Origin of the sequence: Pseudomonas sp. PS01303 (assembly GCF_029959385.1) — a bacterium.
GTDB classification, from domain to species: domain Bacteria; phylum Pseudomonadota; class Gammaproteobacteria; order Pseudomonadales; family Pseudomonadaceae; genus Aquipseudomonas; species Aquipseudomonas rustica.
In genome coordinates, this window is the sequence record NZ_JASCPK010000008.1 from 23,291 (window position 1) to 47,914 (window position 24,624).

Genomic DNA, 24,624 nt, shown 5'->3' on the forward strand with positions numbered 1-24,624 from the left:
ACCGTCCGTAATACCGCCGAAACTTTCCCGATCCGCCCGCAGTCATCAAAAGACAGCGGCAACACGAGGGCTTTCAACGGGAGGGTGGCATGGCGACGATTCACATCGGTATTTCTGGCTGGCGCTACGAACCGTGGCGCGGGGATTTCTACCCCAAGGGACTGGCGCAAAAGCGCGAACTGCAATTCGCGTCGAGGGCGGTCAACAGCATCGAAATCAACGGATCGTTCTACGCCCTGCAACGGCCCGAACGCTATGCGCAGTGGTACGCCGAAACACCCGACGACTTCGTCTTCAGCGTCAAAGCCCCGCGCTTCATCACCCATATCCGCCGTTTGCGCGATATCGAAAAACCGCTGGCGAATTTCTTCGCCTCGGGAATTCTGGAGCTCAAGGAAAAACTCGGGCCGATTCTTTGGCAGTTCCCGCCGAACTTCAAATTCGAGCCCGAGCGTTTCGAACATTTCCTCGCGCTATTGCCCCACGACACCGAAGCGGCCGCCGCCCTCGCCCACCAACACGATTCCCACCTGCACGGTCACGCGAGCATGAAAGCCTGGCGCAAAAAGCCGCTGCGCCATGCCGTGGAAATCCGCAACGACAGCTTCCTCGATCCCGAATTTGTGCAGTTACTGAAGCGCTATAACACCGCGCTGGTAATCGCCGACACCGCCGATAAATGGCCGTACCGCGAAGACCTCACCAGCGACTTCGTTTACCTGCGCCTGCACGGTGCCGAAGAACTCTACGCCAGCGGTTACACGGCGCCAGCCCTCAAGCGCTGGGCCGAGCGCATCGACGCCTGGCACCACGGCGAGCAACCGAAAGATGCCCATCTGATCGCCCCGCGCTTGAAGCCACGCGCACGCAAATCCCGCGAAGTGTTCTGCTATTTCGACAACGACATCAAAGTCCGCGCGCCCTACGACGCCCGTGATCTTTTGCATCGTTTCGAGCTGGATAAAGACCTCGCCACCACCCCCGGCGAACCCGCTGGCGAAGGAGTGCTGGCATGAGTATTTCAGAACCGGTCGGTTTCACTGACGAAGGCTCGGTCGTCGCGCCGTCCGTGCGCACATTCACCGTGCTGACGGTCAACACCCATAAGGGTTTTACCGCACTGAATCGGCGCTTCATCCTTCCGGAATTGCGCGAAGCGGTGCGCAGCGTCGCCGCCGACGTGGTGTTCCTGCAGGAAGTCCATGGCACCCACGAGCATCATCACAAGCGCTACAGCAATTGGCCGACAATGCCACAGTACGAATTTCTCGCCGACAGCCTCTGGCCGCAGTTCGCCTATGGGCGCAACGCGGTGTACCCGGACGGCGATCACGGCAATGCGTTGTTGTCGAAATTCCAGATCATCCGCCACGACAATCTCGACGTGTCGATCAGCGGCCATGAGAACCGTGGCCTGCTGCATTGCGTGCTGCGTCTGCCCGGCGACGGCGCCGAGATCCATGCGATCTGCGTGCATCTGGGGCTGCGTGAAAGTCATCGCAACGCCCAGTTGAAGCTACTCGGCGAACGCTTGGCCGAACTGCCGGACGACGCGCCCGTGATCGTCGCCGGTGACTTCAATGACTGGCGCCAGCGCGCCGATGCGTTGCTCAAACCCTCGGGCCTGCGTGAAGTGTTCGCCGAGCACCACGGCAAACCGGCGCGCAGTTTCCCCGCACGTCTGCCGACCCTGCGCCTCGACCGTATTTATGTACGCAACCTCAAAGCCAGCCAGCCGAAAGTCCTTGCCAACCGGCCCTGGTCTCACCTTTCCGACCACGCACCGTTATCGGTGGAGATCGAACTATGAACAGCGCGCCGCTGGAGAAATCCGCCGTGGAACCCATCAGCATTACCCCGCCAGTGCGCGAGCCCGGTCAGGTCGACGTCGAGTACCGCTGGCAGGGCGGCAACCATGTGCAATTGCTGGAAAACGGCGAGGAATACTTCCCGCGTGTGTTTGAAGCGATGCGCGCGGCGAAGAGTGAAATCATTCTCGAGACCTTCATCGTTTTCGAAGACAAGGTCGGCGCCGAGTTGCAGGAGATTCTGATTGATGCGGCCAAGCGCGGTGTGCGCACCACCGTCAGCCTCGACGGCTTCGGTTGTGGCGAGTTGACCACCGGCTATCTCGCCGCGCTGAGTGAGGCCGGCGTGCATTTGCAGATTTTCGATCCGGCGCCAAAACGTCTCGGCATTCGTACCAACTGGTTCCGCCGCTTGCACCGCAAAATCGTCGTGGTCGACGGCATGGTTGCGTTCATCGGCGGGATCAATTTTTCCGGCGATCATCTGGCTGATTTCGGCCCTGAAGCCAAGCAGGATTATTCGGTGGAAATTCAGGGCCCGGCGGTCGCCGATATCCATCACTTCGCCCTGCTGCAAAGTGGTCGCCCCGGTCGCGCGCGGTTCTGGTGGCAACGCCGGCGCCAGCGTCGCGCGGAAATGGCCTTCGATGATCATGACGGTCAGGTACGCTTGGTGTTCCGCGACAACGACCAACACAGCACTGATATCGAAGACGTTTATCTGCAAGTGCTGCGCCGCGCCAAACGCCGTGTAGTGATCGCCAACGCCTACTTCTTCCCCGGTTACCGCTTGCTGCGTGAAATGCGCAATGCCGCCCGGCGCGGTGTCGATGTGCGGCTGATCCTGCAAGGCCAGCCAGACATGCTGGTGGCGAAACTCGCGGCGCGCATGACCTACGATTATTTGCTCAAGGCTGGCGTGCAGATTCACGAATATTGCCAGCGTCCGCTGCACGGCAAAGTCGCGCTGGTCGATGAAGAATGGAGCACCGTCGGCTCGAGCAATCTCGATCCGCTGAGTCTGTCGCTGAACCTGGAAGCCAATGTGCTGATCCGCGATCGCGCGTTCAATCAGCATCTGTTCGAGCGCCTCGAAGACCTTAGCCAAAACCATTGCAAAGCCATGGACGCCAGCAAGTCGCCACGAGGGCGCATCTGGCACATGACCGTGGGCTTTCTGGTGTTCCACTTTCTGCGGCATTTCCCGGCGATGGCGGGTTGGTTGCCGGCGCACAAACCGCGGCTCAAGCCGTTTCGAGGTAACCGCTCATGAGCCATTCCGAAGCGCACCCGAGCGGTCACGCGGCGCCAGCGACGCACTCGAAATGGAGCCGCTGGAAACGTCCGCTGACGCTGCTGTTTTTCCTCGCACTGATCGTGCTGCTGACGATGTTCGCCACGCGCATCGAATGGAAAGAAGTGCTGGAAACCCTCGCCGACTTCAAGGTGCGCACGCTGATCATTGCCGCCAGCCTGACGCTGCTGAGCTTTCTGGTGTACGCCAGTTTCGACCTCATCGGCCGCACTTACATTCGTCAGGATCTGACCTGGAAACAGATCCTGCCGGTGGGGATTATCAGCTACGCGTTCAATCTGAACCTGAGCGCGTGGGTCGGCGGCATCGCCATGCGTTATCGGCTGTATTCACGGTTGGGCGTGAGTAAAGGCAACATCGCCAAGATTCTCGGGCTGAGCCTGGCGACTAACTGGTTTGGCTACATGACCATTGCCGGTGCGGTATTCAGCAGCGGTCTGGTGACTATGCCGCCGGGGTGGAAAGTCAGCAGCGGCGCGTTGCAGGGCATCGGGATTTTGTTGCTGCTGGTCAGCGCCGGTTACCTCGCGGCGTGTCAGTTTTCCAAGCGCCGCGAGTGGTCGATTCGTGGCGTGGAAATCAACCTGCCGTCGCTGCGCATGGCGGTGTTGCAGCTGCTGTTGGGCGCGTTGAACTGGTCGCTGATGGCGGCGGTGATTTTCACATTATTGCCGAGCAAATTGGATTATCCGTTGGTGCTGGGCGTGTTGTTGATCAGCGCGATTGCCGGGGTGATCACGCATATTCCGGCGGGGCTTGGCGTGCTGGAAGCGGTGTTTGTTGCGCTGCTGCAACACGAGGCTTCGCGAGGGAGTCTGGTGGCGGGGTTGCTGGCGTATCGGGCGATTTATTTTCTGTTGCCGTTGTTGATTACGGTGGTGATGTATTTGGTGGTTGAGGCCAAAGCCAAGGCGTTGCGGATAGAGAAAAAACCTAGGCATTAAGATCAAGAGATCGCAGCCTTCGGCAGCTCCTACAGTTGGAATGCATTCTCCCTGTAGGAGCTGCCGCAGGTTGCGATCTTTTGATCTTCAAGACTGAATAATGCTCAACCGTTCGCCGACGACCATCTCGGTAATCCAGTCCACCAATATCGAGGTGTACGCCTGCTGCGAAACCGGCTCGCTCAGCGCGTGATCGGCGCCATCAATAATCCGGTGCGTCAGCGAATGCGTCTGCTGACACGCCGCGCGGTAACTCATGATCGCCGCGTGGGGCACGTAGTCATCGGTTTCCGATTCCACCAGCAACACATCCCCGGTGAACTGCGAGCACGCATGCAGCGCACGGTTACTGTCAGCGCGCACCAGTGTGCTTCGATAATCACGCAAATCCGCTTTATCCAGCTCCCGCTTCGGCGTGTGCCATTGCTCGTCGCGATACAGCGCCGGCACCCGCAGCGCCAGCCAGCGCACCGGGCGCAGCGACGTCAGGATTGCAGCCAGATAACCGCCATAACTGGTGCCGACCACGGCAATCGCCGAGGTATCGAGCGCAGGATGCGCGAGCAAGCGGTCATACGCCGCGAGCAGATCTCGCAGATTGTCTTCACGGGTGACGCGAGTCAGCGGAATCCCGGTGCCACCGGTATGCCCGCGCAAGTCGAAGGTCAGGCACACGCACCCTAGCCCTGCAATACCTTTGGCCCGTTCAAGATCTCGCTCCTGACTGCCGCCCCATCCGTGAACAAACAACACCCCCGGGACTTTCGATTTGGGACTGAGAAACGTCCCGCTCATCTGTTCATCATCAATGTCGATTTGAATGCTTTCGCTTCTAGCCGTCATAAGATTTGACCGTTACGTATTTGAGGAGAAATTCACTGTTTTCCGCCGGGCCGCGATACACCTCGATGGCGTCTGCCGGCAGCGGCTGATCGATGTAGGTTTCCACCGACGACACACGAATCGCGCGCATCCCCGGGTCGTTGACGAAGCTTTGCAGCGCGGCAACTTCAGCACTGCTGGCACCGCCCATGCGCCAGGATTGTTCGAGCACGCCGCTGCGGGTTTTGCCGTTGCTGTCCAACCCTTGGGCGATGTCGTAATTGCGCCGCGAGGCGTAGAAGCGCGGATAAGCTTCATCGGCAGCGCTGTCGAAAATCTGCGCCTGTTCGATGGCCAGCCGGACATCGTCCGCCAGATCCAGCGCCAGCAGATCAGCATAGCCGCCCTGCACCACCAGCAGGTTCGAACCACCATACACGTCTTCGCCGTGGGCATCTTTGGTCAAGTATTGATCGCCGCAGTAGCTCAGCACTTTGTCGCCGATGAACGTCTGGCCGACGCTGTGGGTGACGACGTCGCTCAAGTCCTGTTCCAGTACCACGCCTTCGCTGAACTGTTTTGCGATATCGGGCCGGGCGAGGATTTCATCGAAGGCGTCGAGGCTCTTGATCACTTCCTGGCCACGACCCGCGCAGGCGTGAACCGGCTTCAAACGAATCGGCCCGCTGTACAGCAAATGCTCGGCGGCGGGTCGCGCATCTTCCAGGGAAAATACGCTGAGGCCGTCGAGCACCACGTTGCGCACCCGTTCGGAAAACAGCGGCGACCAGCCCTCAGGCGCATGGGCCAAGTGGCTGCGCAAACCGTGGCTGATGGCTTTGGTGCAAATGAAGTCGTGCTCGACAAATCCGCCCCACAAATCTTCCGGGCCTTTGATGCCGAGCTCGTGAGCGTGGGTGGCGCCGACGATGGTTTGCGTCGGCAGCAAGTAGAGGTCACGACCGCGATGTTTTTCCGGGTCGTAACTGCCACCGAATTTGAACCCGAGAATTTGCGCCAGCCAGCGGGCCAGCGCTTTGTTGGTTTGCACTTCGTGCTGCGGCGCGCTGGCACGCACCGAGTGGGCGACGACGATTTTCCTGCGGGTGATCGGGGTCATGCGTCCCCCTTCCCTCGGTTCGATGACTGTAGCGGTGAAGGGTGCAGAGATCAGGCCAACCGCTGCTCTACGGAAACTCTCGTTTAATCAAAAACTTGGCGGAATCGTGCTGGCACCACGCCTGTTTCAATCTGCACGACCGCCGACAAAACCCCGGCAAATTGCACGATCTATGGCCCTTGTAGGAGCAAAGCTTGCTCGCGAAAGCGCTGTGTCAGGTGGCAAATATGTGACTGACACACTGCCTTCGCGAGCAAGCTCTGCTCCCACATTAGGCATTCGTTGCTTTTGGGGTTGGGGTCACACCAAACCGCGCCCGATAATCACTCGGCGCCAGCCCGGTGATCTTCCTGAAAATCGCCCGAAACGCTCCCGGATCCTGATACCCCACCGTCCACGCAATGTGATCGATCGTGCCATTGGTGAACTCGAGCATCTCGCGCGCCTTGCCCACCCGCAGATGCTGACAATACTCGGTCGGCTTCAACCCGCTCGCCGCGCGAAACCGCCGCAGAAACGTGCGCTCCTCCAGCCCTGCACGCTCGGCCATCGCGGTCAGCGAAACATCCGTCGCGCCGGTGCTTTGCAGCCAATGCTGAACCTTGAGAATCGCCGCATCGCCATGGCTGAGAATCGGCGCAAAATTGCTCCCGCACTCACTGGCACTGTCGCTGTGTTCGATCACCAGAAAACGCGCGGTACCGGTGGCGATGCTCGGCCCGAGCAGCCTGTCGACCAGGCGCAAGCCAAGCTCCGACCAGGCCATCAATCCAGCGGTAGTAATCAGGTCGCCGTCATCGACGATGGGCGTATCGGCTTTCAATTTGATCTTCGGGTATTGCTCGGCAAACGCCTTGGCCGACGTCCAGTGGGTGGTGGCGCTACGGCCATCGAGCAAACCGCTTTCCGCCAACATCAGCGAACCCACGCAGACTCCGCCGAGTGTCGCGCCACGGGCATGTTGATCGCGCAACCACTGCGCAAGGCTGGCTGGCATGTTTGCCGAACTGAAGCCGCCAATTGACGGCGGAATCAGCACCGCCAGCAAATCGCTTTCGTCGCCCGGATGACTGTCGTAAACCCGCACGGGCGGCTGATCACCGTCGACCTGCCAATGACTGACCCGCAGCACCGGCAATTGCGCGGTCTGATGCTCAGCGGCAATGCGGTTGGCCACGCCGAACAGATCGGTCAAGCCATGCACCGCCGCCATCTGCGCGCCGGGATAAATCAGCACGCCGAGTTCAGCGATGGCGGCTTTTTCAACGCCCATTGTCAGTTTTCCCCTGTCTATTGTCGGTGCGGCCAATCCTCGAATCATCGGCCAGCGCCAATACTTGCACCACACCAACAAGCACTTCGAGGACACACCCATGGCCAAGCAAGCACTCATCGTAGTCGATATCCAGAACGACTACTTCCCCCAAGGCAAGTGGCCGCTGGTCGGCGCGGATGCCGCCGCCGACAATGCCGTGCGACTGATTGCAGCGTTCCGCGAAGCGGGCGATTCGGTGGTGCATATCCGCCACGAATTCACTTCGCCGGATGCGCCGTTTTTCACTCCAGGTTCGGACGGCGCCAAACTGCACCCGAAAGTGCTCAACCGCGCCGACGAGCCGGTCGTGCTCAAACACTTCGTCAATTCGTTTCGCGAGACTGAACTGCAATCGATCCTCGATGAGCAAGGCATCAAGGAGCTGGTGGTGGTCGGCAGTATGAGCCACATGTGCGTCGATGGCATCACTCGCGCGGCAGCGGATCTTGGCTACACCGTGACGGTGATTCACGACGCCTGCGCCAGCCGCGATCTGGAATTCAACGGCCTGACCGTGCCTGCCGCCCATGTACACGCCGCGTTCATGTCGGCACTGGGCTTTGCCTACGCCAATGTGATCTCGACGGACGAATTTCTGTCGGCTGATCGCTAAGCAACACTTTGCAAACAGTCTATAAACAGAGGGCCCGCCACGTTGCGGGCCTTTTTTCGTCTGTCATAAAAAACTCACGCGTGAGTCATTGCTGGCATTTTGGATTGGTTGTAGTGTGGCTCACGCGTGAGATGTTCATAACCGAGTCATAGCCATGAAAAGCCGTTCCCCCACCGCGAAATCTGGTAGTCCCAAGGGAGAGCGCGCGAAGGCGTCCGCAAAAAAACCGTCGAGCTTTTATATGAAGCAGATGCGTGCGGGCCTGGCCGCTGCCGGTTATGTGAAACACGAAACTTGGGTGCTTCCCGAAAACCGAAGCTTGCTCAAGCAAATGGAGCAACAGCTACGCCAACCGATTCTGGCTGGCTCTTTCATGTCGGAGAATTACATGAGCGCAGGCAACAACTGGAATATCGATAGCCTCTTCAACGCCCTCAAGGCCCTGGACGAGGTGGCTTCGCACGAGATCACGCTGTCGCTGATCCAGAGCTCCGAACCCAGCATCAAGCTGGAAATGAACGAATTCGGCGGTCTGCCGATTCACATCGCCGTCGCCGGTCAACAGATCATCGTTGACACCGTGCTGGTCGATATCGATTCGATCACCGACGTGCACGCCTTCAATGACGCCGTGTTGCGCAGCCGGGAAATGTTCCCGCTGTCGTCGATCGGTATCGAATCGATGCCCAACGGACAGACCGTTTACAACATGTTTGGCGCCCTCAGCGCCGACTCGAGCCTGACCAACGTCGTCACCGAGGTGAAAACCCTGGTCGACAACGTGCAGCGCGCGAGCGAAGCCTTCGAACACTTCTTCAAGTAATCAACAGGGAAAATCCAATGACTCAGTCCATCTGGAGCAAGTTGTTCACCGCACTGCGCGGCGGCGCCAATGAAGTCGGCGAATCGATCGTCGACCAACAGGCCCTGCGCATCCTCGATCAGGAAATCCGCGATGCCGACACCGCCCTGTCGAACGCACGTCGCGAGCTGGTCACCATCATGGCCAAACACAAACTGGCCGCCGACCGTGTGAGCGAGTACGACGCCAAGATCAAGGATCTCGAAGCCAAGGCTGTGTCGGCGTTGAACGCTGGCCGTGAAGATCTGGCGCTGGAAGTGGCCGAAGCGATTTCGACCCTGACCAACGACCTCGATGCCGAGAAAAAGCAGAGCGACGAGTTCGGTGTCTACGCCGAAAACATGCGCAAAGACATCAACAAGGCCGAAGCCCGCATCAAGAGCCTGCGCCAGCAAGTCGACATGGCCAAGGCCCGCGACAGCGTGCAAAAGGCTCAGGTCAGTGCATCCATCGCCAGCGGCGGCGCCAACGGCAAACTGGAAACTGCAGTGGGTACGCTGAACCGCCTGCAAGCCAAGCAGCAACAACGCGCTGCCGAACTGAGCGCTGCCGATGAACTGGCAGACGCCGCGGCCGGCAATGACCTGGATCGCAAACTGCAAGAAGCCGGCATCACGCCGAATGCTGGCAGCGCCAATGCGATCCTTGAGCGCCTGAAGCAGAAATCCGCTCAGTAACATCGCAACCTGCCCTGTGTAGGAGCTGCCGAAGGCTGCGATCTTTTGATCTTGTATTTAAAAACAAAATCAAAAGATCGCAGCCTTCGGCAGCTCCTACATGGGATCCCGGCCCGGTACACTAGCCACGCTTTTTCCGCCGACGAACACTTCCACCCGCCTCAAGGAACGTACCCATGGGATGGTTTAAAGATTTGCTGGGCACCAGCAACTGGCAGACCGCTGCGCCGACACCGACCGTTGCCAGTGGCCCACTCGGCATGGCCCAGGGCAAGGCTGTCAGGTTCGATACGACGCTGGCGCTGTTGCTCGACGGTTCGACCACGGTGCGCGTGCCCTTCGATCAAGCGATCTGGAGCGCCGGTTGGGTCGATCTCGGCCAGTCGAACAAACTGCACCGCTATTACATGAACGACGAGGATTTCTGGCTGCAGATCCACGTTACAGGCGACGACCAGATCGAATCGGTCACGCTGTTCAACTACCTCAGTTACGTGACCGTCAACAGTGACGCCGAACTGCAGCGCCTGGCCGGCCCTAACAGCGCGATCGGCCTGCCGACCTACACCCACGATGGCGTCGAGTACACCCGCGAATGGGGCACCGAACAGGGCCAGACCGAACTGGTGCCGATGACCGAACAAGTCATCAATCCGGACGAGTCCTACACCATCGAACACCACTCGATGCTCTACGCACGCGAAACCGGCCTGACCGATCGCCGCGAATTGCTGCTGTTCTCCGTCGAACAAGACGAAGAAGGCACCGTCAGCCTGAGCACCTCGTTGGGTATCTCGCTGTACACGACTGATCTGAGCCCCATCTAAAAAAGGAAGTTTTTCATGCTGGAAGTGCTGGCCGTTTCCCTGAACAAAACCGCGCTGGTCGGTTTCGTCGTCTACCTGATCGGCGCCGTGCTGCTGTTCATGCTGTTCCAATTCGTCTACACCCGCATCACCCCGCACAAAGAGTTCGAGTTGATTCGCTCCGGCAACGTCGCTGCAGCCATTGCCCTGTCCGGTGCGATCATCGGTTTCGCGATCCCGGCCAGCAACGTGATCGCCTTCTCGGTCAACGTCCTCGACTTCGTCCTGTGGGCGGTGATTGCCGCGGTTGTGCAACTGCTGGCATTTCTCGCCACCGGCCTGGTGCTCAAGGGCACCTCGCAGCGCATCGCCAACGGTGAAATCGCTTCGGGCATTTACGTGGCAGCGGTCGCCATCAGCGTTGGCATGCTTAACGCCGCGTGCATGACCCCGTCCAACTGACTGGCAGGAAGCCTTCGATGAAACGCAGTAAATATGTGCAGTTGTCCCTCGCCGCGTCGGTGGCCATGGCCATCTCCGGTGAAGCGGCGGCGGTCGAGCAGCCGCGTAACTTCCAGAGCGTGGAACAGTGCGTCGATGCCGAAGTGGCCGCCGATGTCTGCTCCAACGCTTACGTCGCTGCCCTGACCGAACACCGGCGCATCGCCCCGGCGTACGACGACAAGGCCAAGTGCGACGCCGACTTCGCCGCCGACTGGTGTCAGAAAAATTCCGACGGCCGCTTCGTGCCGAAACTCGGCGGCTTCAAAGTGCCGCAGAACGGTGAACCGGCGCAGAACCTCGACGCCATCGCCGGCGCGCAAATGCCGGCAGGTGATGCCGCGCAGAATGTGCAAAACACTTCGCACACCTCCAGTGGCGGCGGCAGTGGCTGGCTGACCGGTTGGCTGATCGGCAACGCGATGAGCAACAACGTCAATCGCACGGTGTACCGCGATCGCGACACGCGCCAGCCCTACAACACTTCGACGCAATACCGCAGAGCCGAAACCACGACGCGCAGCCAAACGGATTACGAAAGCAGCAAAAGCAAACCGGTCAACGTCGCCTCGTCGACCTCGCGCGGCGGCTTCGGTAGCCAGTCGAGTGCTCGCAGCGGTTGGGGTGGCTGGGGCAGCAGTTCCGGTCGCTCGAGCAGCTGACGATGAAGAAAATCCTCTGCGCCGAGCGCCCGGACTGGAAACAGACCGCCGAAAGCCTCGGCTTTATGTTCCACACCATCGACGACGAGCCCTACTGGGACGAAAGCGCGTACTACCAGTTCACGCTCGCGCAGATCGAAAACGATCTTGAGGATCCGACCACCGAGCTGCACGAGATGTGCATTGATCTGGTCGACCGCGTGGTCAACAGCGAAGAGTTGCTGGATCGTCTGAGCATCCCGGCGCCGTACTACGACATGATCCGCACCTCCTGGCGCGAAGGTCATCCGCATCTGTACGGCCGCATGGACTTTTCCTACAGCGGCAACGGCCCGGCGAAACTGCTGGAGCTCAACTACGACACGCCGACCAGCCTGTACGAGGCAGCGGCGTTTCAGTGGGGCTGGCTGGAGCAATGCATTGAGCGCGGCACGCTGCCGGCGAATGCCGACCAGTTCAACAGCATCGACACCAAGCTGCATCAGGCCTTTGCTGAACTGAAGCTGACGCGGCCGTTCTATTTCTCTTCGATGAGAGACTCGGTCGAAGACAAGGGCACCACCGATTACTTGCGGCTGATCGCAGAAAAAGTCGGCATCGAATCGCGGCACATCGACATTGAAGACATTGGCCTGACTTCTGAGGGCCGCTTTGTCGATCTGCAGGATCGCTGGATCCCGCACCTGTTCAAGCTGCACGCCTGGGAGTTCATCTTCCACGAACCTTTCGGCGCGGCGATTGCCGAGTGCGATACGCAGTTTTTTGAACCGGCGTGGAAGGCGATTCTGTCGAACAAAGGCGCGCTCCCTTTATTGTGGGAACTGCACAAGGGTCATCCGAACTTGCTCGCGGCGCACCTTGATCCAAACCCGGCCAGTGCGGTGCCCAAGGGTTGGGTGCGCAAGCCGTACTTTTCCCGTGAAGGCGCGAACATTGAGTTGCAGACGGCTGAAGGTCTGATCGTCAAAGAAGACGGGCCCTACACCGATGCGCCGTTTATCCTGCAGGAATTTGCGCCACTGCCGAAGTTTGGCGACAGCTACACGCTGATTGGTTCGTGGGTGATTGGCGATCAAGCCGCAGGCATTGGCGTGCGCGAAGACAACAGCCTGATCACCAAAGACTCGAGCCGCTTTCTGCCGCACCTGATTCTCGACTGAGCCATAGGCCACTTTTTCAGCCATAAAAAAACCGTAGCGCGTGAGCTCTACGGTTTTTTTTCGCCCTCGGTCAAGACAGCTCTGTCGAGCGTACCGGACGATCTGCCGGGAGTTTGTCCCTGGCGGTTTCCGACGTGCTCACACCAGCCATTCTGCGCCGTGCGATTTCCGCGCCGCGTCGACGCAGCGGAGTTTCGACAAAACGGTAGTTCAACTCGCTGCAGACCAACATGATCGCAAACGAGGTGAGCAACATTTCCACGGTGAACTCAGGCCCCAGTTCGACACCTCTGTCGCTGGCCACTCGACTCCAGATTTCGGTACTCAAGTGGTAGGCGAACATGTGTATGACGTACAAAGCGTAAGAACGCGAGCCTAGCCATTGGGCAATTCCACTCAAGAACGCCGGGCAGTAGACATAGCCTTTTTGATAACTGGAGAGCCAGACCAGAACCAATGCATTCAATGCGATCAGCCCCACCGCGATGGGCATGGCGATCAGTTGCCCGGCAATGGCCCCGAGCATGTACAGCAGGAACAGCGTCAACCCGAACCGTTTGATCAGGCTGGCGCCCAGCGCCACTGGCTCAATGTCTTTGTACAGTGAGGTGCGCGTGAACAGGCACAGAAGAATGCCCCACATCATCGCATCCAGACGGAACGAGAAGAGCATGGCCGCCGTTGGCCCGCCGAAGGCATAGCGATTGAACGGGAACTGCACGGCAATCAGTGCGAGCAGGGCGATTACTCGCCAACGGGTGGATGTGATCAGCAGCAGAAACAGCGGGAAGATAAAGTAAAACTGCTCCTCCAGCGCCAGGCTCCAGTACACCGAGTTCGGCCCCAGCAGCACACCGTACTGGTTCGCCAGATTGCCGGTGAAGGTGGCGACGGCCGTGAAGCTGCGCAAATTATCGAACCACGACTGGAATGCATTCGACTGGTTGAAAAAGATCGAGAACGCCAGCGGAATCAACACCCACAGCCATGCCGTGGGCAGCAGGCGGTAGGCCCGCCGGATCCAGAACGAGGTGGCCGCGAGGCCGAATCGGCCCTGCTCACGATTTTTATCAAAATAATCGAGGTACGCTTTGCTGACCACGTAACCGGAAATACAGAAAAAAAGATCCACCCCTGACCACGGGGAAAACACATTGAATACTTTCTGCATGAAGTCGCTATGGAATGGCAACAACAACGAACTATGGGCCAACACCGTCATCAGGATGGCCACGCCGCGCAGATACTCGATTTCCTTGTTCTTGCTACTGCTCATCGTTTTCTCTTGTTTTTGTGATGGACGCAGCCCAGCTCCCCGGGATCCTGCTTTTGCAAAAAGGCGCCTGAATATCCAGTCGCAGGTAAGGATCATGGTGCGACTGGCGGCAGCCTTCAAGACTCAGTGCGAAACTTTCCGCGAGCAGACCAAACGACTCATCGGTCATGAGTTGAACGAGGCGACATCTTTGGCCCGTCCAGAACGACAAAACCCCCGCAATGCGGGGGCTTCGTGGCTAAATCAAAGGTGATTCAGCGGGCAAATCAGAACGGGATATCGTCATCAAAGCTGTCGAAATCCGGAGCCGGTTGCGGTGCGGCCTGCTGAGGAGCCGGGGCCGAACGCTGTTGCGGAGCCGACTGCTGCGGACGCGGCGCCTGCTGGCGTGGTGCCGGAGCGGACTGCTGATAGTTGTTGCCACCGCTTTGTTGGTCGCCCTGTTGTGGACGGCCGCCGAGCAGTTGCATGGTGCCTTGCATGTCGACCACGATTTCGGTGGTGTAACGCTTGATACCGTCTTTTTCCCACTCACGGGTCTGCAGCTTGCCTTCGATGTAAACCTGCGAACCCTTGCGCAGGTATTCGCCGGCGATTTCGGCCACTTTGCCGAACATCGAAACACGGTGCCACTCGGTCTTTTCGACCTTCTGACCGGTTTGCTTGTCGGTCCACTGTTCGCTGGTTGCCAGACTCAGGTTGGTCACGGCATTACCGTTAGGCAGGTAGCGAACTTCGGGATCCTGGCCGCAAGTGCCGACCAATATGACTTTGTTAACCCCACGGGCCATAACGTTCTCCTAGGCGTCGCAAGCAGCCCCGGCCGGGTTGTTCACCAGGCGTTCGAGGGTGTCGCGATCCACTAATTCTTTGTCCAGTTTGATGTAAACAGCCGCTTCATCAGCAACTATCACTGCATCGGTTACCCCTACGAGGGCCTTGAGGCGCTCGACCAGACCCGCTTCGCGGATCGCCTCGGGCGACAACGGCAAGCGCAGGCTCGTCACGTAGGGAGGTTCGCGCATGGTAACAGCAAAGGCCAGCCAAAGTGCAGCCAGCCCGGCACATCCAAGGAACACAACCGACAGACCGCCATGCTGAAACAACCAGCCGCCGAGTATCCCGCCGAGTGCCGAACCAAGGAACTGACTGGTGGAATACACGCCCATGGCCGTGCCCTTCCCGCCCGCCGGTGAAACCTTGCTGATCAGCGACGGCAATGAAGCCTCCAGCAGATTGAACGCGGTGAAAAACACCACCGTGCCGATCACCAGAGCCCGCAAGCTGTCACCGAACTGCCAGAAGAATAGCTCAGTCAGCATCAGCGTCGTCACGGCGCCGAGCAAAACTCGTTTCATTTTGCGTTTCTTCTCGCCATAGATGATGAACGGGATCATGGCGAAGAACGAAACCAGCAACGCGGTGAGGTAGACCCACCAGTGCTGTTCCTTGGGCAAACCGGCTTTTTCCACCAGTGCCAGAGGCAGCGCGACGAAGCTCGACATCAACATGGCATGTAACACAAAGATGCCCAGATCGAGGCGCAGCAGATCAGGATGTTTGAGCGTCGGCATCAACGCCTGACGCGCCACACCGGATTCGCGGTGAGTCAGCGGCCCGGTCGATTTCGGCACCATGAACATGACGATGACGATGCCCACCAGCGCCATGCCACCGGTGGCGAGAAACAGTCCGGACAAGCCAAACGCACGGGTCAGCAATGGCCCGACGACCATGGCCACGGCGAACGACAGACCAATCGTCATGCCGATCATGGCCATCGCTTTGGTACGGTGCTGCTCGCGAGTCAGGTCGGAAAGCAACGCCATGACCGCTGCGGAAATCGCCCCGGCGCCTTGCAGGATTCGCCCGGCGATCACGCCCCAGATCGAATCGGCTTGAGAGGCGAGCACGCTGCCGAGGGCGAAGACGATCAGCCCGAGGTAAATAACCGGGCGACGGCCAATGCGGTCGGAAATGACCCCGAACGGGATCTGAAAAATCGCCTGGGTCAGGCCGTAAGCGCCGATGGCCAACCCGATCAGGGCCGGGGTCGCTCCCGCCAAATCCATGCCGTAGGTTGCCAGTACCGGCAACACCATGAACATGCCAAGCATACGGAAGGCGAACACCAGGGCCAGACCGCTCGCTGCGCGGGTCTCGCTGCCACTCATGCGTTCGCTGTGGGGATCGTGCATGGATAAACCTCGTGTGAACCGGCGGCGATTCTACCAGTCCCATCGAAAGACGGGGTAGATCGCGACGCTTTGACGCGTACAGATGAAACACTCTTCATTCAGGGCAAACAACGCTACGCTTGATAGTGTGCATCCATCCAGTATTTGCCCGTATACTCTTACGCTTTCGACGCCCGCCGAGCGAGGCCACTTTGGACAAGATCCTGATACGTGGGGCCCGTACCCACAACCTGAAGAACATCGACCTGACCCTGCCACGGGACAAACTGATCGTCATCACCGGCCTGTCCGGATCCGGCAAGTCGTCCCTGGCTTTCGACACACTGTACGCCGAAGGTCAGCGCCGCTATGTCGAATCGCTGTCGGCCTATGCCCGCCAGTTCCTGTCGATGATGGAAAAACCCGACGTCGACACCATTGAAGGCCTGTCGCCGGCAATTTCCATCGAGCAGAAATCGACCTCGCATAACCCGCGATCCACGGTCGGCACCATTACCGAAATCTACGACTACCTGCGCCTGCTCTATGCACGCGTGGGTACGCCGCGCTGCCCGGATCACGATATTCCGCTGGAAGCGCAGACCGTCAGCCAGATGGTCGACCTGGTGCTGGCGCAGCCCGAAGGCAGCAAACTGATGCTGCTGGCGCCGGTGATTCGCGAGCGCAAAGGTGAACACCTTTCAGTTTTCGAAGAGCTGCGTGCGCAAGGTTTCGTCCGCGCGCGCGTCAACGGGCGCATTTGCGAGCTCGACGAGCTGCCGAAACTGGATAAACAGAAGAAGCATTCGATTGATGTGATCGTCGACCGCTTCAAAGTGCGCGCCGATCTGCAACAGCGTCTGGCCGAGTCCTTCGAAACCGCGCTGAAACTGGCAGACGGCATCGCACTGGTTGCGCCGATGGACGACGAGCCGGGTGAAGAGATGATCTTCTCCGCACGCTTCGCCTGCCCGATCTGCGGCCACGCGATCAGCGAGCTGGAACCGAAGCTGTTCTCCTTCAACAACCCGGCCGGCGCCTGCCCGACGTGCGATGGTCTGGGGGTGAAGCAGTTCTTCGACATCAAGCGACTGGTCAACGGCGAGCTGACCCTGGCCGAAGGCGCGATACGCGGCTGGGACAGGCGTAACGTCTATTACTTCCAGATGCTCGGCTCACTGGCTTCGCACTATAAGTTCAGCCTGGAAAAACCGTTCAACGAACTGACCGCCGAGCAGCAGAAACAAATCCTCCACGGCAGCGGCTCGCAGAACGTCGATTTCAAGTATCTGAACGACCGTGGCGACATCGTCAAACGTTCGCATCCATTTGAAGGCATCGTGCCGAATCTGGAGCGTCGCTACCGCGAAACCGAATCGGCGAGCGTGCGCGAAGAGCTGGCCAAGTTCCTCAGCACCCAGTCCTGCCCGGATTGCCGTGGCACACGTCTGCGTCGCGAAGCACGCCATGTGTGGGTGGGCGAGAAGACGCTGCCAGCGGTGACCAACCTGCCGATCGGCGATGCCTGCGTGTACTTCGGCGAACTGAAGATGACCGGGCGTCGCGGCGAGATCGCTGACAAGATTCTCAAGGAAATCCGCGAGCGTCTGCAGTTCCTGGTTAACGTCGGTCTCGACTATCTGTCGCTGGATCGCAGCGCCGACACCCTGTCCGGCGGCGAAGCACAGCGTATCCGTCTGGCCAGCCAGATCGGTGCCGGCCTCGTCGGTGTTTTGTACATCCTCGATGAACCGTCGATTGGTTTGCACCAACGCGACAACGATCGCCTGCTCGGCACACTCAAACATCTGCGTGACATCGGCAACACGGTGATCGTGGTTGAGCACGACGAAGATGCGATTCGTCTGGCCGACTATGTCGTGGATATTGGCCCGGGCGCCGGTGTGCACGGCGGGCAGATTGTTGCCGAAGGTACGCCGGCCGAAGTCATGGCGCACCCGGATTCCCTGACCGGTAAATACCTGTCCGGCCGGGTGAAGATCGAAGTGCCGGCCAAACGTACGCCACGCAACAAGAAGCTGACCCTGTCTCTCAAGGGCGCGCGCGGTAACAACCTGCGCAATGTCGATCTGGAAATCCCGATCGGCCTGCTGACCTGCGTGACTGGCGTGTCCGGCTCGGGCAAATCGACGCTGATCAACAACACGCTGTTTCCGCTGAGCGCCACCGCACTTAACGGCGCGACGACGCTGGAAGCCGCCGCGCATGACAGCATCAAGGGCCTGGAACATCTCGATAAAGTTGTCGACATCGACCAAAGCCCGATCGGTCGTACGCCGCGCTCCAACCCGGCGACGTACACCGGGCTGTTCACGCCTATTCGCGAACTGTTTGCCGGCGTGCCCGAGTCGCGCTCCCGTGGTTATGGGCCGGGGCGTTTCTCGTTCAACGTCAAGGGCGGTCGCTGCGAGGCCTGCCAGGGCGACGGTCTGATCAAGGTCGAAATGCACTTCTTGCCGGACATCTATGTGCCGTGCGACGTGTGCAAGAGCAAGCGCTACAACCGCGAAACCCTTGAGATCAAATACAAGGGCAAGAATATCCACGAAACTCTCGAAATGACGATCGAGGAAGCGCGGGTGTTCTTCGATGCGGTGCCAGCGCTGGCGCGTAAGCTGCAAACGTTGATGGATGTAGGCCTGTCGTACATCAAGCTCGGGCAGTCGGCGACCACGTTGTCCGGCGGTGAAGCGCAGCGCGTCAAGCTGTCCCGCGAGCTGTCGAAGCGCGACACCGGCAAAACTCTGTACATCCTCGACGAGCCGACCACAGGCCTGCACTTCGCGGATATCCAGCAATTGCTCGACGTGCTGCATCGCCTGCGCGATCACGGCAACACCGTGGTGGTGATCGAGCACAACCTCGACGTGATCAAGACGGCCGACTGGCTGGTCGATCTCGGGCCGGAGGGTGGTTCCAAGGGTGGGCAGATCATCGCCGTGGGTACGCCGGAGCAAGTGGCCGAGATGAAACAATCTCACACTGGGCATTACCTCAAACCGTTGCTGATCCGCGATCGGGCTTAAACGCCGGGCATGAAAAAGCCCCTGTCACTTCAACAGTGACAGGGGCTTTTTTGTACCTACTGCGATCAGGAGGTGTGCGATTGCAGGTAGTTCTCGAGACCGATCAGTTTGATCAGGCCCAACTGCTTTTCCAGCCAGTAGGTGTGATCTTCTTCGGTGTCGTTCAACTGCACACGCAGGATTTCGCGGCTGACGTAGTCTTTGTGCTGTTCACACAGCTCGATGCCTTTGCACAGCGCTGCACGAACTTTGTACTCAAGGCGCAGATCCGCTTCGAGCATCTCCGGCACAGTACTGCCGACATCCAGATCATCCGGACGCATGCGCGGTGTGCCTTCGAGCATCAGAATGCGGCGCATCAACGCATCAGCGTGACCCGCTTCTTCTTCCATTTCGTGGTTGATTCGCTCGTAGAGCTTGGTGAACCCCCAGTCCTCATACATCCGCGAATGAACGAAATATTGATCACGCGCGGCCAGTTCGCCGGTCAGCAACGTGTTGAGGTAATCGATTACGTCTGGGTGGCCTTGCATCGCCCTACATCTCCCTACTTGAAAGTCTGTAGTTTGAACCAACATGACCGGAAGGTCACCCGCTTAGCGCAATAAAAGCGAAGATATTCTGAGAAAAGCAGCCTAAATAACGCAAAAACCGCCCAAATGAGGGCGGTTCTGCTTCTCGTTTAGACTTCGTTAAGCTGTACGTTGAGCAGCTTTGCGATTGCTTCTCCATACGCCGGATCGGCTTTGTAGAAATGCTGCAACTGGCGATCAACGACATCGCTCGAAACACCACTCATTGCACCGGCGATGTTGCTGACCAGCAGTGCTCTTTGATCGTCGCTCATCAACCGGAACAGCGCACCGGCGTGGCTGTAGTAATCGGTGTCTTCGCGGTGATCGTAACGATCAGCCGAGCCGCTCAGGGCCAGCGCAGGCTCAGCGTAATGCGGAGCTTGTTTTGGCGATTCGATGTAGCTGTTCGGCTCGTAATTCGGTGCTGCGCCGCCATTGCTGCCGAACGCCATCGAACCGTCGCGCTGGTAAGTATTCACCGGGCTGCGTGGCGCGTTCACCGGCAGTTGCTGGTGATTGGTGCCTACGCGGTAGCGATGCGCATCGGCGTAAGCGAAGACGCGACCTTGCAGCATGCGATCCGGCGACAGACCGACACCTGGCACCATATTGCTTGGGCCGAACGCGGCTTGTTCAACTTCAGCGAAGTAGTTCTGCGGGTTGCGATTCAGTTCCAGCTCGCCCACTTCGATCAGCGGGAATTCTTTCTGCGACCAGGTTTTGGTCACGTCGAACGGGTTCTCGTAATGCGCCGCCGCTTGCGCCTCGGTCATGATCTGAATGCACACGCGCCATTTCGGGAAATCACCACGCTCGATCGCTTCGAACAGATCGCGCTGGGCGTAATCCGGGTCGGTGCCGGCAATACGGGCAGCATCCGCAGGTGCCAGATTCTTGATGCCTTGTTTTGTCTTGTAGTGCCACTTCACCCAGTGACGCTCGCCTTGCGCGCTGATGAGGCTGTACGTGTGACTGCCGAAGCCGTGCATGTGACGGTAACCGTCAGGAATGCCGCGATCGGAGAACAGAATGGTCACCTGGTGCAGCGCTTCGGGCGAATGCGACCAGAAGTCCCACATCATCTGCGCGCTTTTCAGGTTGCTTTGTGGCAGACGCTTTTGCGTGTGAATGAAGTCCGGGAATTTCAGAGGATCACGAATGAAGAACACCGGGGTGTTGTTGCCAACAATGTCCCAGTTGCCTTCCTCGGTATAGAACTTCAGCGCGAAGCCACGCGGGTCTCGCTCGGTGTCGGCCGAACCGCGTTCGCCACCCACGGTAGAGAAACGCAGGAACGTCGGGGTTTGTTTGCCTACAGATTCAAACAGTTTGGCGCTGGTGTACTCGGTGATATCACGAGTGACAGTGAACGTGCCGTAAGCGCCCGAGCCTTTAGCGTGGACACGACGTTCAGGAATGTTTTCACGATTGAAGTGAGCAAGTTTCTCGAGCAGGTGGAAATCGTCGAGAAGCAGCGGGCCACGTGGGCCGGCGGAGCGAGAATTCTGGTTATCAGCGACAGGTGCGCCACTGGCGGTCGTAAGCGTTTTGATCTGGCTCATACGGTCTTCTTCCTCTGTCAGTCTTGGAACTGCCGGCTAATCGGCTTGGTGGGAAGTATTGATCATCGATGTAACAGCCACAAATTCATTAACTCGTGCACATCGATAGATAATTACTAATTATGATTCCCGGCCCATGGTGACAGCTGACCTATGTCAGAAGCTTGTACGAACAGCGCATTTTTCTTGCAGACACAAAAAACCGGGCACTAGGCCCGGTTCTTTGTTTCAGACTGACGTCTTACTCGGCGGATACAGCTTCGCCAGCAGTAGCACGATCAACCAACTCGACGTACGCCATAGGCGCGTTGTCGCCAGTGCGGAAACCGCACTTGAGGATGCGCAGGTAGCCACCCTCACGGGTAGCGTAACGCTTGCCCAGGTCGTTGAAGAGCTTACCAACGATGGCTTTCGAACGAGTACGGTCGAATGCCAGACGGCGGTTAGCCAGGCTGTCTGTCTTGGCCAGAGTGATCAGCGGCTCAGCAACGCGACGCAGTTCTTTGGCTTTCGGCAGTGTAGTTTTGATCAGCTCGTGCTCGAACAGCGACACCGCCATGTTTTGGAACATGGCCTTGCGGTGCGAGCTGGTGCGGCTCAGGTGACGACCACTTTTACGATGACGCATGGTTCATTCCTTACCAAACACTACGTTCGGTGATTACGACGATCAGGCAGTCGCCTTGTCGTCCTTCTTAAGACTTGCAGGCGGCCAGTTGTCGAGGCGCATGCCGAGGGACAGACCGCGGGAGGCCAGAACGTCCTTGATTTCAGTCAAGGATTTCTTGCCCAGGTTCGGAGTCTTCAACAGCTCTACTTCGGTACGCTGAATCAGGTCACCGATGTAGTAGATGTTTTCCGCCTTAAGGCAGTTAGCCGAACGTACAGTCAGTTCCAGATCGTCAACCGGGCGAAGCAGGATCGGATCGATCTCGTCTTCCTGCTCGACAACCACTGGCTCACTGTCACCTTTGAGGTCGACGAACGCAGCCAACTGCTGTTGCAGGATGGTTGCAGCGCGGCGAATAGCCTCTTCAGGATCCAGAGTACCGTTGGTTTCCAGATCAATAACCAGCTTGTCCAGGTTAGTACGCTGCTCGACACGGGCGTTTTCCACCACGTATGCGATACGGCGAACCGGGCTGAACGAAGAGTCAAGCTGCAAGCGACCGATGCTGCGGCTTTCGTCTTCATCGCTCTGACGCGAGTCTGCTGGTTCATAACCACGACCACGAGCTACGGTGAGCTTCATGTTCAGGGCGCCGTTAGACGCCAGGTTAGCGATTACGTGATCGGGATTAACGATCTCGACATCATGATCCAGCTGAATATCGGCAGCGGTAACCACCCCCGAACCCTTCTTCGACAAGGTCAGCGTAACTTCGTCACGACCGTGCAGCTTGATAGCCAGACCTTTAAGGTTCAACAGGATTTCAATTACGTCTTCCTGTACACCTTCGATGGCGCTGTACTCGTGGAGTACACCGTCAATCTCGGCCTCGACTACTGCGCAGCCGGGCATTGAGGACAACAGGATGCGTCGCAGCGCGTTGCCCAGGGTGTGGCCAAAACCACGCTCGAGAGGCTCGAGAGTGATCTTGGCGCGGGTTGGACTGACAACCTGCACATCAATATGGCGGGGTGTCAGGAACTCATTTACCGAAATCTGCATGGATGCACCTATTTTCTAGCCCTTACTTGGAGTAGAGCTCGACAATCAGGCTTTCGTTGATGTCGGCGGACAGATCACTGCGAGCAGGAACGTTCTTGAAAACGCCCGACTTCTTCTCAGTGTCTACTTCTACCCATTCTACGCGGCCACGTTGGGCACACAGATCGAGAGCTTGGACAATGCGAAGTTGGTTTTTTGCTTTTTCGCGAACTGCAACCACGTCACCAGCACGAACCTGATACGACGGAACGTTTACGGTCTGACCGTTAACGCTGATCGACTTGTGCGATACCAGCTGACGGGATTCGGCACGAGTCGAACCAAAGCCCATACGGTATACAACGTTGTCCAGACGGCATTCGAGCAGTTGCAGCAGGTTTTCACCGGTTGCACCTTTCTTGCCAGCAGCTTCTTTGTAGTAGCCGCTGAATTGACGCTCGAGAACGCCGTAGATACGACGGACCTTCTGCTTTTCACGCAGTTGGGTGCCGTAATCGGACTGGCGACCGCGGCGTTGGCCGTGGATACCAGGTGCTGCTTCAATGTTGCACTTCGATTCGATCGCGCGCACGCCGCTCTTCAGGAAGAGATCGGTGCCTTCGCGACGAGCGAGTTTGCATTTTGGACCAATGTAACGAGCCATTCTTTACAATCTCCTGGATTACACGCGGCGCTTCTTCGGCGGACGGCACCCGTTGTGCGGGATTGGCGTCACGTCGGTGATGCTGGCGATCTTATAGCCACAGCCGTTCAATGCACGGACAGCAGACTCACGACCTGGACCTGGACCTTTGACGTTAACGTCGAGGTTTTTCAGGCCATATTCCAGCGCAGCTTGACCAGCACGTTCAGCAGCTACTTGAGCAGCAAACGGGGTGGACTTGCGGGAACCGCGGAAACCCGAACCACCGGAGGTAGCCCAAGAAAGCGCGTTACCTTGACGGTCGGTGATGGTCACGATTGTGTTGTTAAAAGAAGCATGGATGTGGGCGATGCCATCAACCACTGTCTTTTTAACTTTTTTACGAGGACGAGCAGCAGGTTTTGCCATGATTAATTTCCTGTCGATTCGCGTGGGCGATTACTTGCGGATCGGCTTACGCGGACCTTTACGGGTACGCGCGTTAGTCTTGGTACGCTGACCGCGTACTGGAAGACCACGACGATGACGCAGACCACGGTAGCAACCGAGGTCCATCAAACGCTTGATTTTCATGTTGATTTCGCGACGCAGGTCACCTTCAGTGGTGAACTTCGCCACTTCGCCACGCAATTGCTCAATCTGCTCATCGCTCAGATCTTTGATCTTTGCGGCTGGGTTTACCCCAGTCACTGCGCAAATTTTCTGCGCAGTAGTGCGACCAACACCATAGATGTAGGTCAGCGAGATAACAGTGTGCTTGTTATCTGGAATGTTAACGCCTGCAATACGGGCCATTCAGTGGGACTCCAATTGACAGCTACCTACGCCCCGGAAGCCAAGAAATAGGGCGCGAGATAATATCGCTGTAATAACAAATAATCAACCCGGCAGCGCACTAGCTGCCGGGCTTCAAGCGGATCACACTCAGCCTTGGCGCTGTTTGTGACGCGGTTCCGCGCTGCAAATTACTCGAACAACACCTTCGCGGCGAATAATCTTGCAGTTACGGCACAGCTTTTTCACCGATGCACGAACTTTCATCACCAACTCCTCGAACCTTATGGGGT

At 58.3% G+C, this 24,624-nt stretch carries 26 protein-coding genes; 12 read left to right on the forward strand and 14 right to left on the reverse strand.

Annotation, left to right across the window (positions count from 1 at the left end; all coding sequences use genetic code 11):
- Window positions 1-89: 89 nt before the first annotated feature.
- From QMX93_RS05155 to QMX93_RS05170, 4 genes are read left to right on the forward strand one after another with little or no spacing between them, the layout of a single operon-like run.
- Complete coding sequence (locus QMX93_RS05155) at window positions 90-1,016, forward strand: DUF72 domain-containing protein (RefSeq protein ID WP_282353293.1); 927 nt, start codon at window positions 90-92, stop codon at window positions 1,014-1,016.
- Window positions 1,013-1,810: an endonuclease/exonuclease/phosphatase family protein gene (locus tag QMX93_RS05160; RefSeq protein ID WP_212551336.1), complete on the forward strand. Its 798-nt coding sequence runs from the start codon at window positions 1,013-1,015 to the stop codon at window positions 1,808-1,810. Before QMX93_RS05155 ends, QMX93_RS05160 begins: the two co-directional genes overlap by 4 nt.
- On the forward strand, window positions 1,807-3,081 hold the full coding sequence (clsB, locus tag QMX93_RS05165) for a cardiolipin synthase ClsB (RefSeq protein WP_212551335.1): 1,275 nt from the start codon (window positions 1,807-1,809) through the stop codon (window positions 3,079-3,081). The genes QMX93_RS05160 and clsB overlap by 4 nt, the downstream gene beginning before the upstream one ends.
- Window positions 3,078-4,067 (forward strand): lysylphosphatidylglycerol synthase domain-containing protein, encoded by a 990-nt coding sequence (locus QMX93_RS05170; RefSeq protein WP_282353297.1) that lies wholly within the window; start codon window positions 3,078-3,080, stop codon window positions 4,065-4,067. Before clsB ends, QMX93_RS05170 begins: the two co-directional genes overlap by 4 nt.
- 87 nt (window positions 4,068-4,154) lie before the next feature.
- On the opposite strand, the gene QMX93_RS05175 is transcribed toward QMX93_RS05170, so the two are convergent.
- The 3 genes from QMX93_RS05175 to QMX93_RS05185 form a co-directional block, all read right to left on the reverse strand.
- Window positions 4,155-4,910 (reverse strand): alpha/beta fold hydrolase, encoded by a 756-nt coding sequence (locus QMX93_RS05175; protein WP_008081888.1) that lies wholly within the window; start codon window positions 4,908-4,910, stop codon window positions 4,155-4,157.
- Window positions 4,900-6,009 carry a DUF3182 family protein gene (locus tag QMX93_RS05180; protein WP_282353300.1) on the reverse strand — a complete coding sequence of 370 codons (1,110 nt, stop codon included), beginning with the start codon at window positions 6,007-6,009 and terminating at the stop codon, window positions 4,900-4,902. Before QMX93_RS05180 ends, QMX93_RS05175 begins: the two co-directional genes overlap by 11 nt.
- A 271-nt stretch (window positions 6,010-6,280) precedes the next feature.
- A complete protein-coding gene (locus tag QMX93_RS05185) occupies window positions 6,281-7,282 on the reverse strand; it encodes a GlxA family transcriptional regulator (RefSeq protein ID WP_282353302.1) in 1,002 nt (333 codons plus the stop codon).
- Window positions 7,283-7,382: 100 nt separating this feature from the next.
- Here QMX93_RS05185 and QMX93_RS05190 point away from each other — a divergent pair, with 100 nt between their 5' ends.
- The 7 genes from QMX93_RS05190 (at window position 7,383) to QMX93_RS05220 (ending at window position 12,605) form a co-directional block, all read left to right on the forward strand.
- On the forward strand, window positions 7,383-7,937 hold the full coding sequence (locus QMX93_RS05190) for a cysteine hydrolase family protein (protein ID WP_053124293.1): 555 nt from the start codon (window positions 7,383-7,385) through the stop codon (window positions 7,935-7,937).
- Between the two features lie 241 nt (window positions 7,938-8,178).
- Complete coding sequence (locus QMX93_RS05195; RefSeq protein ID WP_246542012.1) at window positions 8,179-8,760, forward strand: YjfI family protein; 582 nt, start codon at window positions 8,179-8,181, stop codon at window positions 8,758-8,760.
- 17 nt (window positions 8,761-8,777) lie between these two features.
- Entirely contained in the window at window positions 8,778-9,476 is a 699-nt protein-coding gene (locus QMX93_RS05200) for a PspA/IM30 family protein (protein ID WP_159814924.1), read from the forward strand.
- A 176-nt stretch (window positions 9,477-9,652) separates the two neighbouring features.
- The gene (locus QMX93_RS05205) at window positions 9,653-10,303 is read left to right on the forward strand and encodes a DUF2491 family protein (protein ID WP_053124297.1); all 651 of its coding nucleotides are present in this window, start codon (window positions 9,653-9,655) and stop codon (window positions 10,301-10,303) included.
- A gap of 15 nt (window positions 10,304-10,318) precedes the next feature.
- Complete coding sequence (locus QMX93_RS05210) at window positions 10,319-10,744, forward strand: DUF350 domain-containing protein (protein ID WP_053124298.1); 426 nt, start codon at window positions 10,319-10,321, stop codon at window positions 10,742-10,744.
- Between the two features lie 17 nt (window positions 10,745-10,761).
- Window positions 10,762-11,445 (forward strand): DUF1190 domain-containing protein, encoded by a 684-nt coding sequence (locus QMX93_RS05215; RefSeq protein WP_053124299.1) that lies wholly within the window; start codon window positions 10,762-10,764, stop codon window positions 11,443-11,445.
- Window positions 11,446-11,447: 2 nt separating this feature from the next.
- Window positions 11,448-12,605, forward strand: coding sequence for a glutathionylspermidine synthase family protein (locus tag QMX93_RS05220; protein WP_282353324.1), 1,158 nt, complete (start codon window positions 11,448-11,450; stop codon window positions 12,603-12,605).
- A 70-nt stretch (window positions 12,606-12,675) separates the two neighbouring features.
- On the opposite strand, the gene QMX93_RS05225 is transcribed toward QMX93_RS05220, so the two are convergent.
- From QMX93_RS05225 to QMX93_RS05235, 3 genes are all read right to left on the reverse strand, one after another.
- Window positions 12,676-14,001 (reverse strand): acyltransferase, encoded by a 1,326-nt coding sequence (locus QMX93_RS05225; RefSeq protein ID WP_282353326.1) that lies wholly within the window; start codon window positions 13,999-14,001, stop codon window positions 12,676-12,678.
- A gap of 146 nt (window positions 14,002-14,147) precedes the next feature.
- Window positions 14,148-14,672: a single-stranded DNA-binding protein gene (locus QMX93_RS05230; RefSeq protein ID WP_282353328.1), complete on the reverse strand. Its 525-nt coding sequence runs from the start codon at window positions 14,670-14,672 to the stop codon at window positions 14,148-14,150.
- Window positions 14,673-14,681: 9 nt separating this feature from the next.
- Complete coding sequence (locus QMX93_RS05235) at window positions 14,682-16,079, reverse strand: MFS transporter (RefSeq protein ID WP_053124304.1); 1,398 nt, start codon at window positions 16,077-16,079, stop codon at window positions 14,682-14,684.
- Window positions 16,080-16,270: 191 nt separating this feature from the next.
- On the opposite strand from QMX93_RS05235, the gene uvrA reads away from it, so the two are divergent.
- Window positions 16,271-19,105 carry an excinuclease ABC subunit UvrA gene (gene uvrA / locus QMX93_RS05240; RefSeq protein ID WP_008081903.1) on the forward strand — a complete coding sequence of 945 codons (2,835 nt, stop codon included), beginning with the start codon at window positions 16,271-16,273 and terminating at the stop codon, window positions 19,103-19,105.
- Window positions 19,106-19,170: 65 nt separating this feature from the next.
- Here the strand turns inward: uvrA and bfr are convergent, their stop codons facing one another.
- The 8 genes from bfr to rpmJ form a co-directional block, all read right to left on the reverse strand.
- Complete coding sequence (gene bfr / locus QMX93_RS05245) at window positions 19,171-19,638, reverse strand: bacterioferritin (RefSeq protein ID WP_053124309.1); 468 nt, start codon at window positions 19,636-19,638, stop codon at window positions 19,171-19,173.
- A gap of 149 nt (window positions 19,639-19,787) precedes the next feature.
- The gene (locus QMX93_RS05250) at window positions 19,788-21,242 is read right to left on the reverse strand and encodes a catalase (RefSeq protein ID WP_282353335.1); all 1,455 of its coding nucleotides are present in this window, start codon (window positions 21,240-21,242) and stop codon (window positions 19,788-19,790) included.
- A 241-nt stretch (window positions 21,243-21,483) separates the two neighbouring features.
- The gene (gene rplQ / locus QMX93_RS05255) at window positions 21,484-21,870 is read right to left on the reverse strand and encodes a 50S ribosomal protein L17 (protein WP_007918448.1); all 387 of its coding nucleotides are present in this window, start codon (window positions 21,868-21,870) and stop codon (window positions 21,484-21,486) included.
- A 42-nt stretch (window positions 21,871-21,912) separates the two neighbouring features.
- On the reverse strand, window positions 21,913-22,914 hold the full coding sequence (gene rpoA, locus QMX93_RS05260; protein WP_003186012.1) for a DNA-directed RNA polymerase subunit alpha: 1,002 nt from the start codon (window positions 22,912-22,914) through the stop codon (window positions 21,913-21,915).
- Window positions 22,915-22,936: 22 nt separating this feature from the next.
- A complete protein-coding gene (gene rpsD, locus QMX93_RS05265) occupies window positions 22,937-23,557 on the reverse strand; it encodes a 30S ribosomal protein S4 (protein WP_003176404.1) in 621 nt (206 codons plus the stop codon).
- Between the two features lie 18 nt (window positions 23,558-23,575).
- Complete coding sequence (gene rpsK / locus QMX93_RS05270) at window positions 23,576-23,965, reverse strand: 30S ribosomal protein S11 (RefSeq protein ID WP_002555466.1); 390 nt, start codon at window positions 23,963-23,965, stop codon at window positions 23,576-23,578.
- A 30-nt stretch (window positions 23,966-23,995) separates the two neighbouring features.
- Window positions 23,996-24,352 carry a 30S ribosomal protein S13 gene (rpsM, locus tag QMX93_RS05275; RefSeq protein ID WP_003186020.1) on the reverse strand — a complete coding sequence of 119 codons (357 nt, stop codon included), beginning with the start codon at window positions 24,350-24,352 and terminating at the stop codon, window positions 23,996-23,998.
- Window positions 24,353-24,481: 129 nt separating this feature from the next.
- Window positions 24,482-24,598 carry a 50S ribosomal protein L36 gene (gene rpmJ / locus QMX93_RS05280; protein ID WP_002555468.1) on the reverse strand — a complete coding sequence of 39 codons (117 nt, stop codon included), beginning with the start codon at window positions 24,596-24,598 and terminating at the stop codon, window positions 24,482-24,484.
- Between the last annotated feature and the right edge of the window lie 26 nt (window positions 24,599-24,624).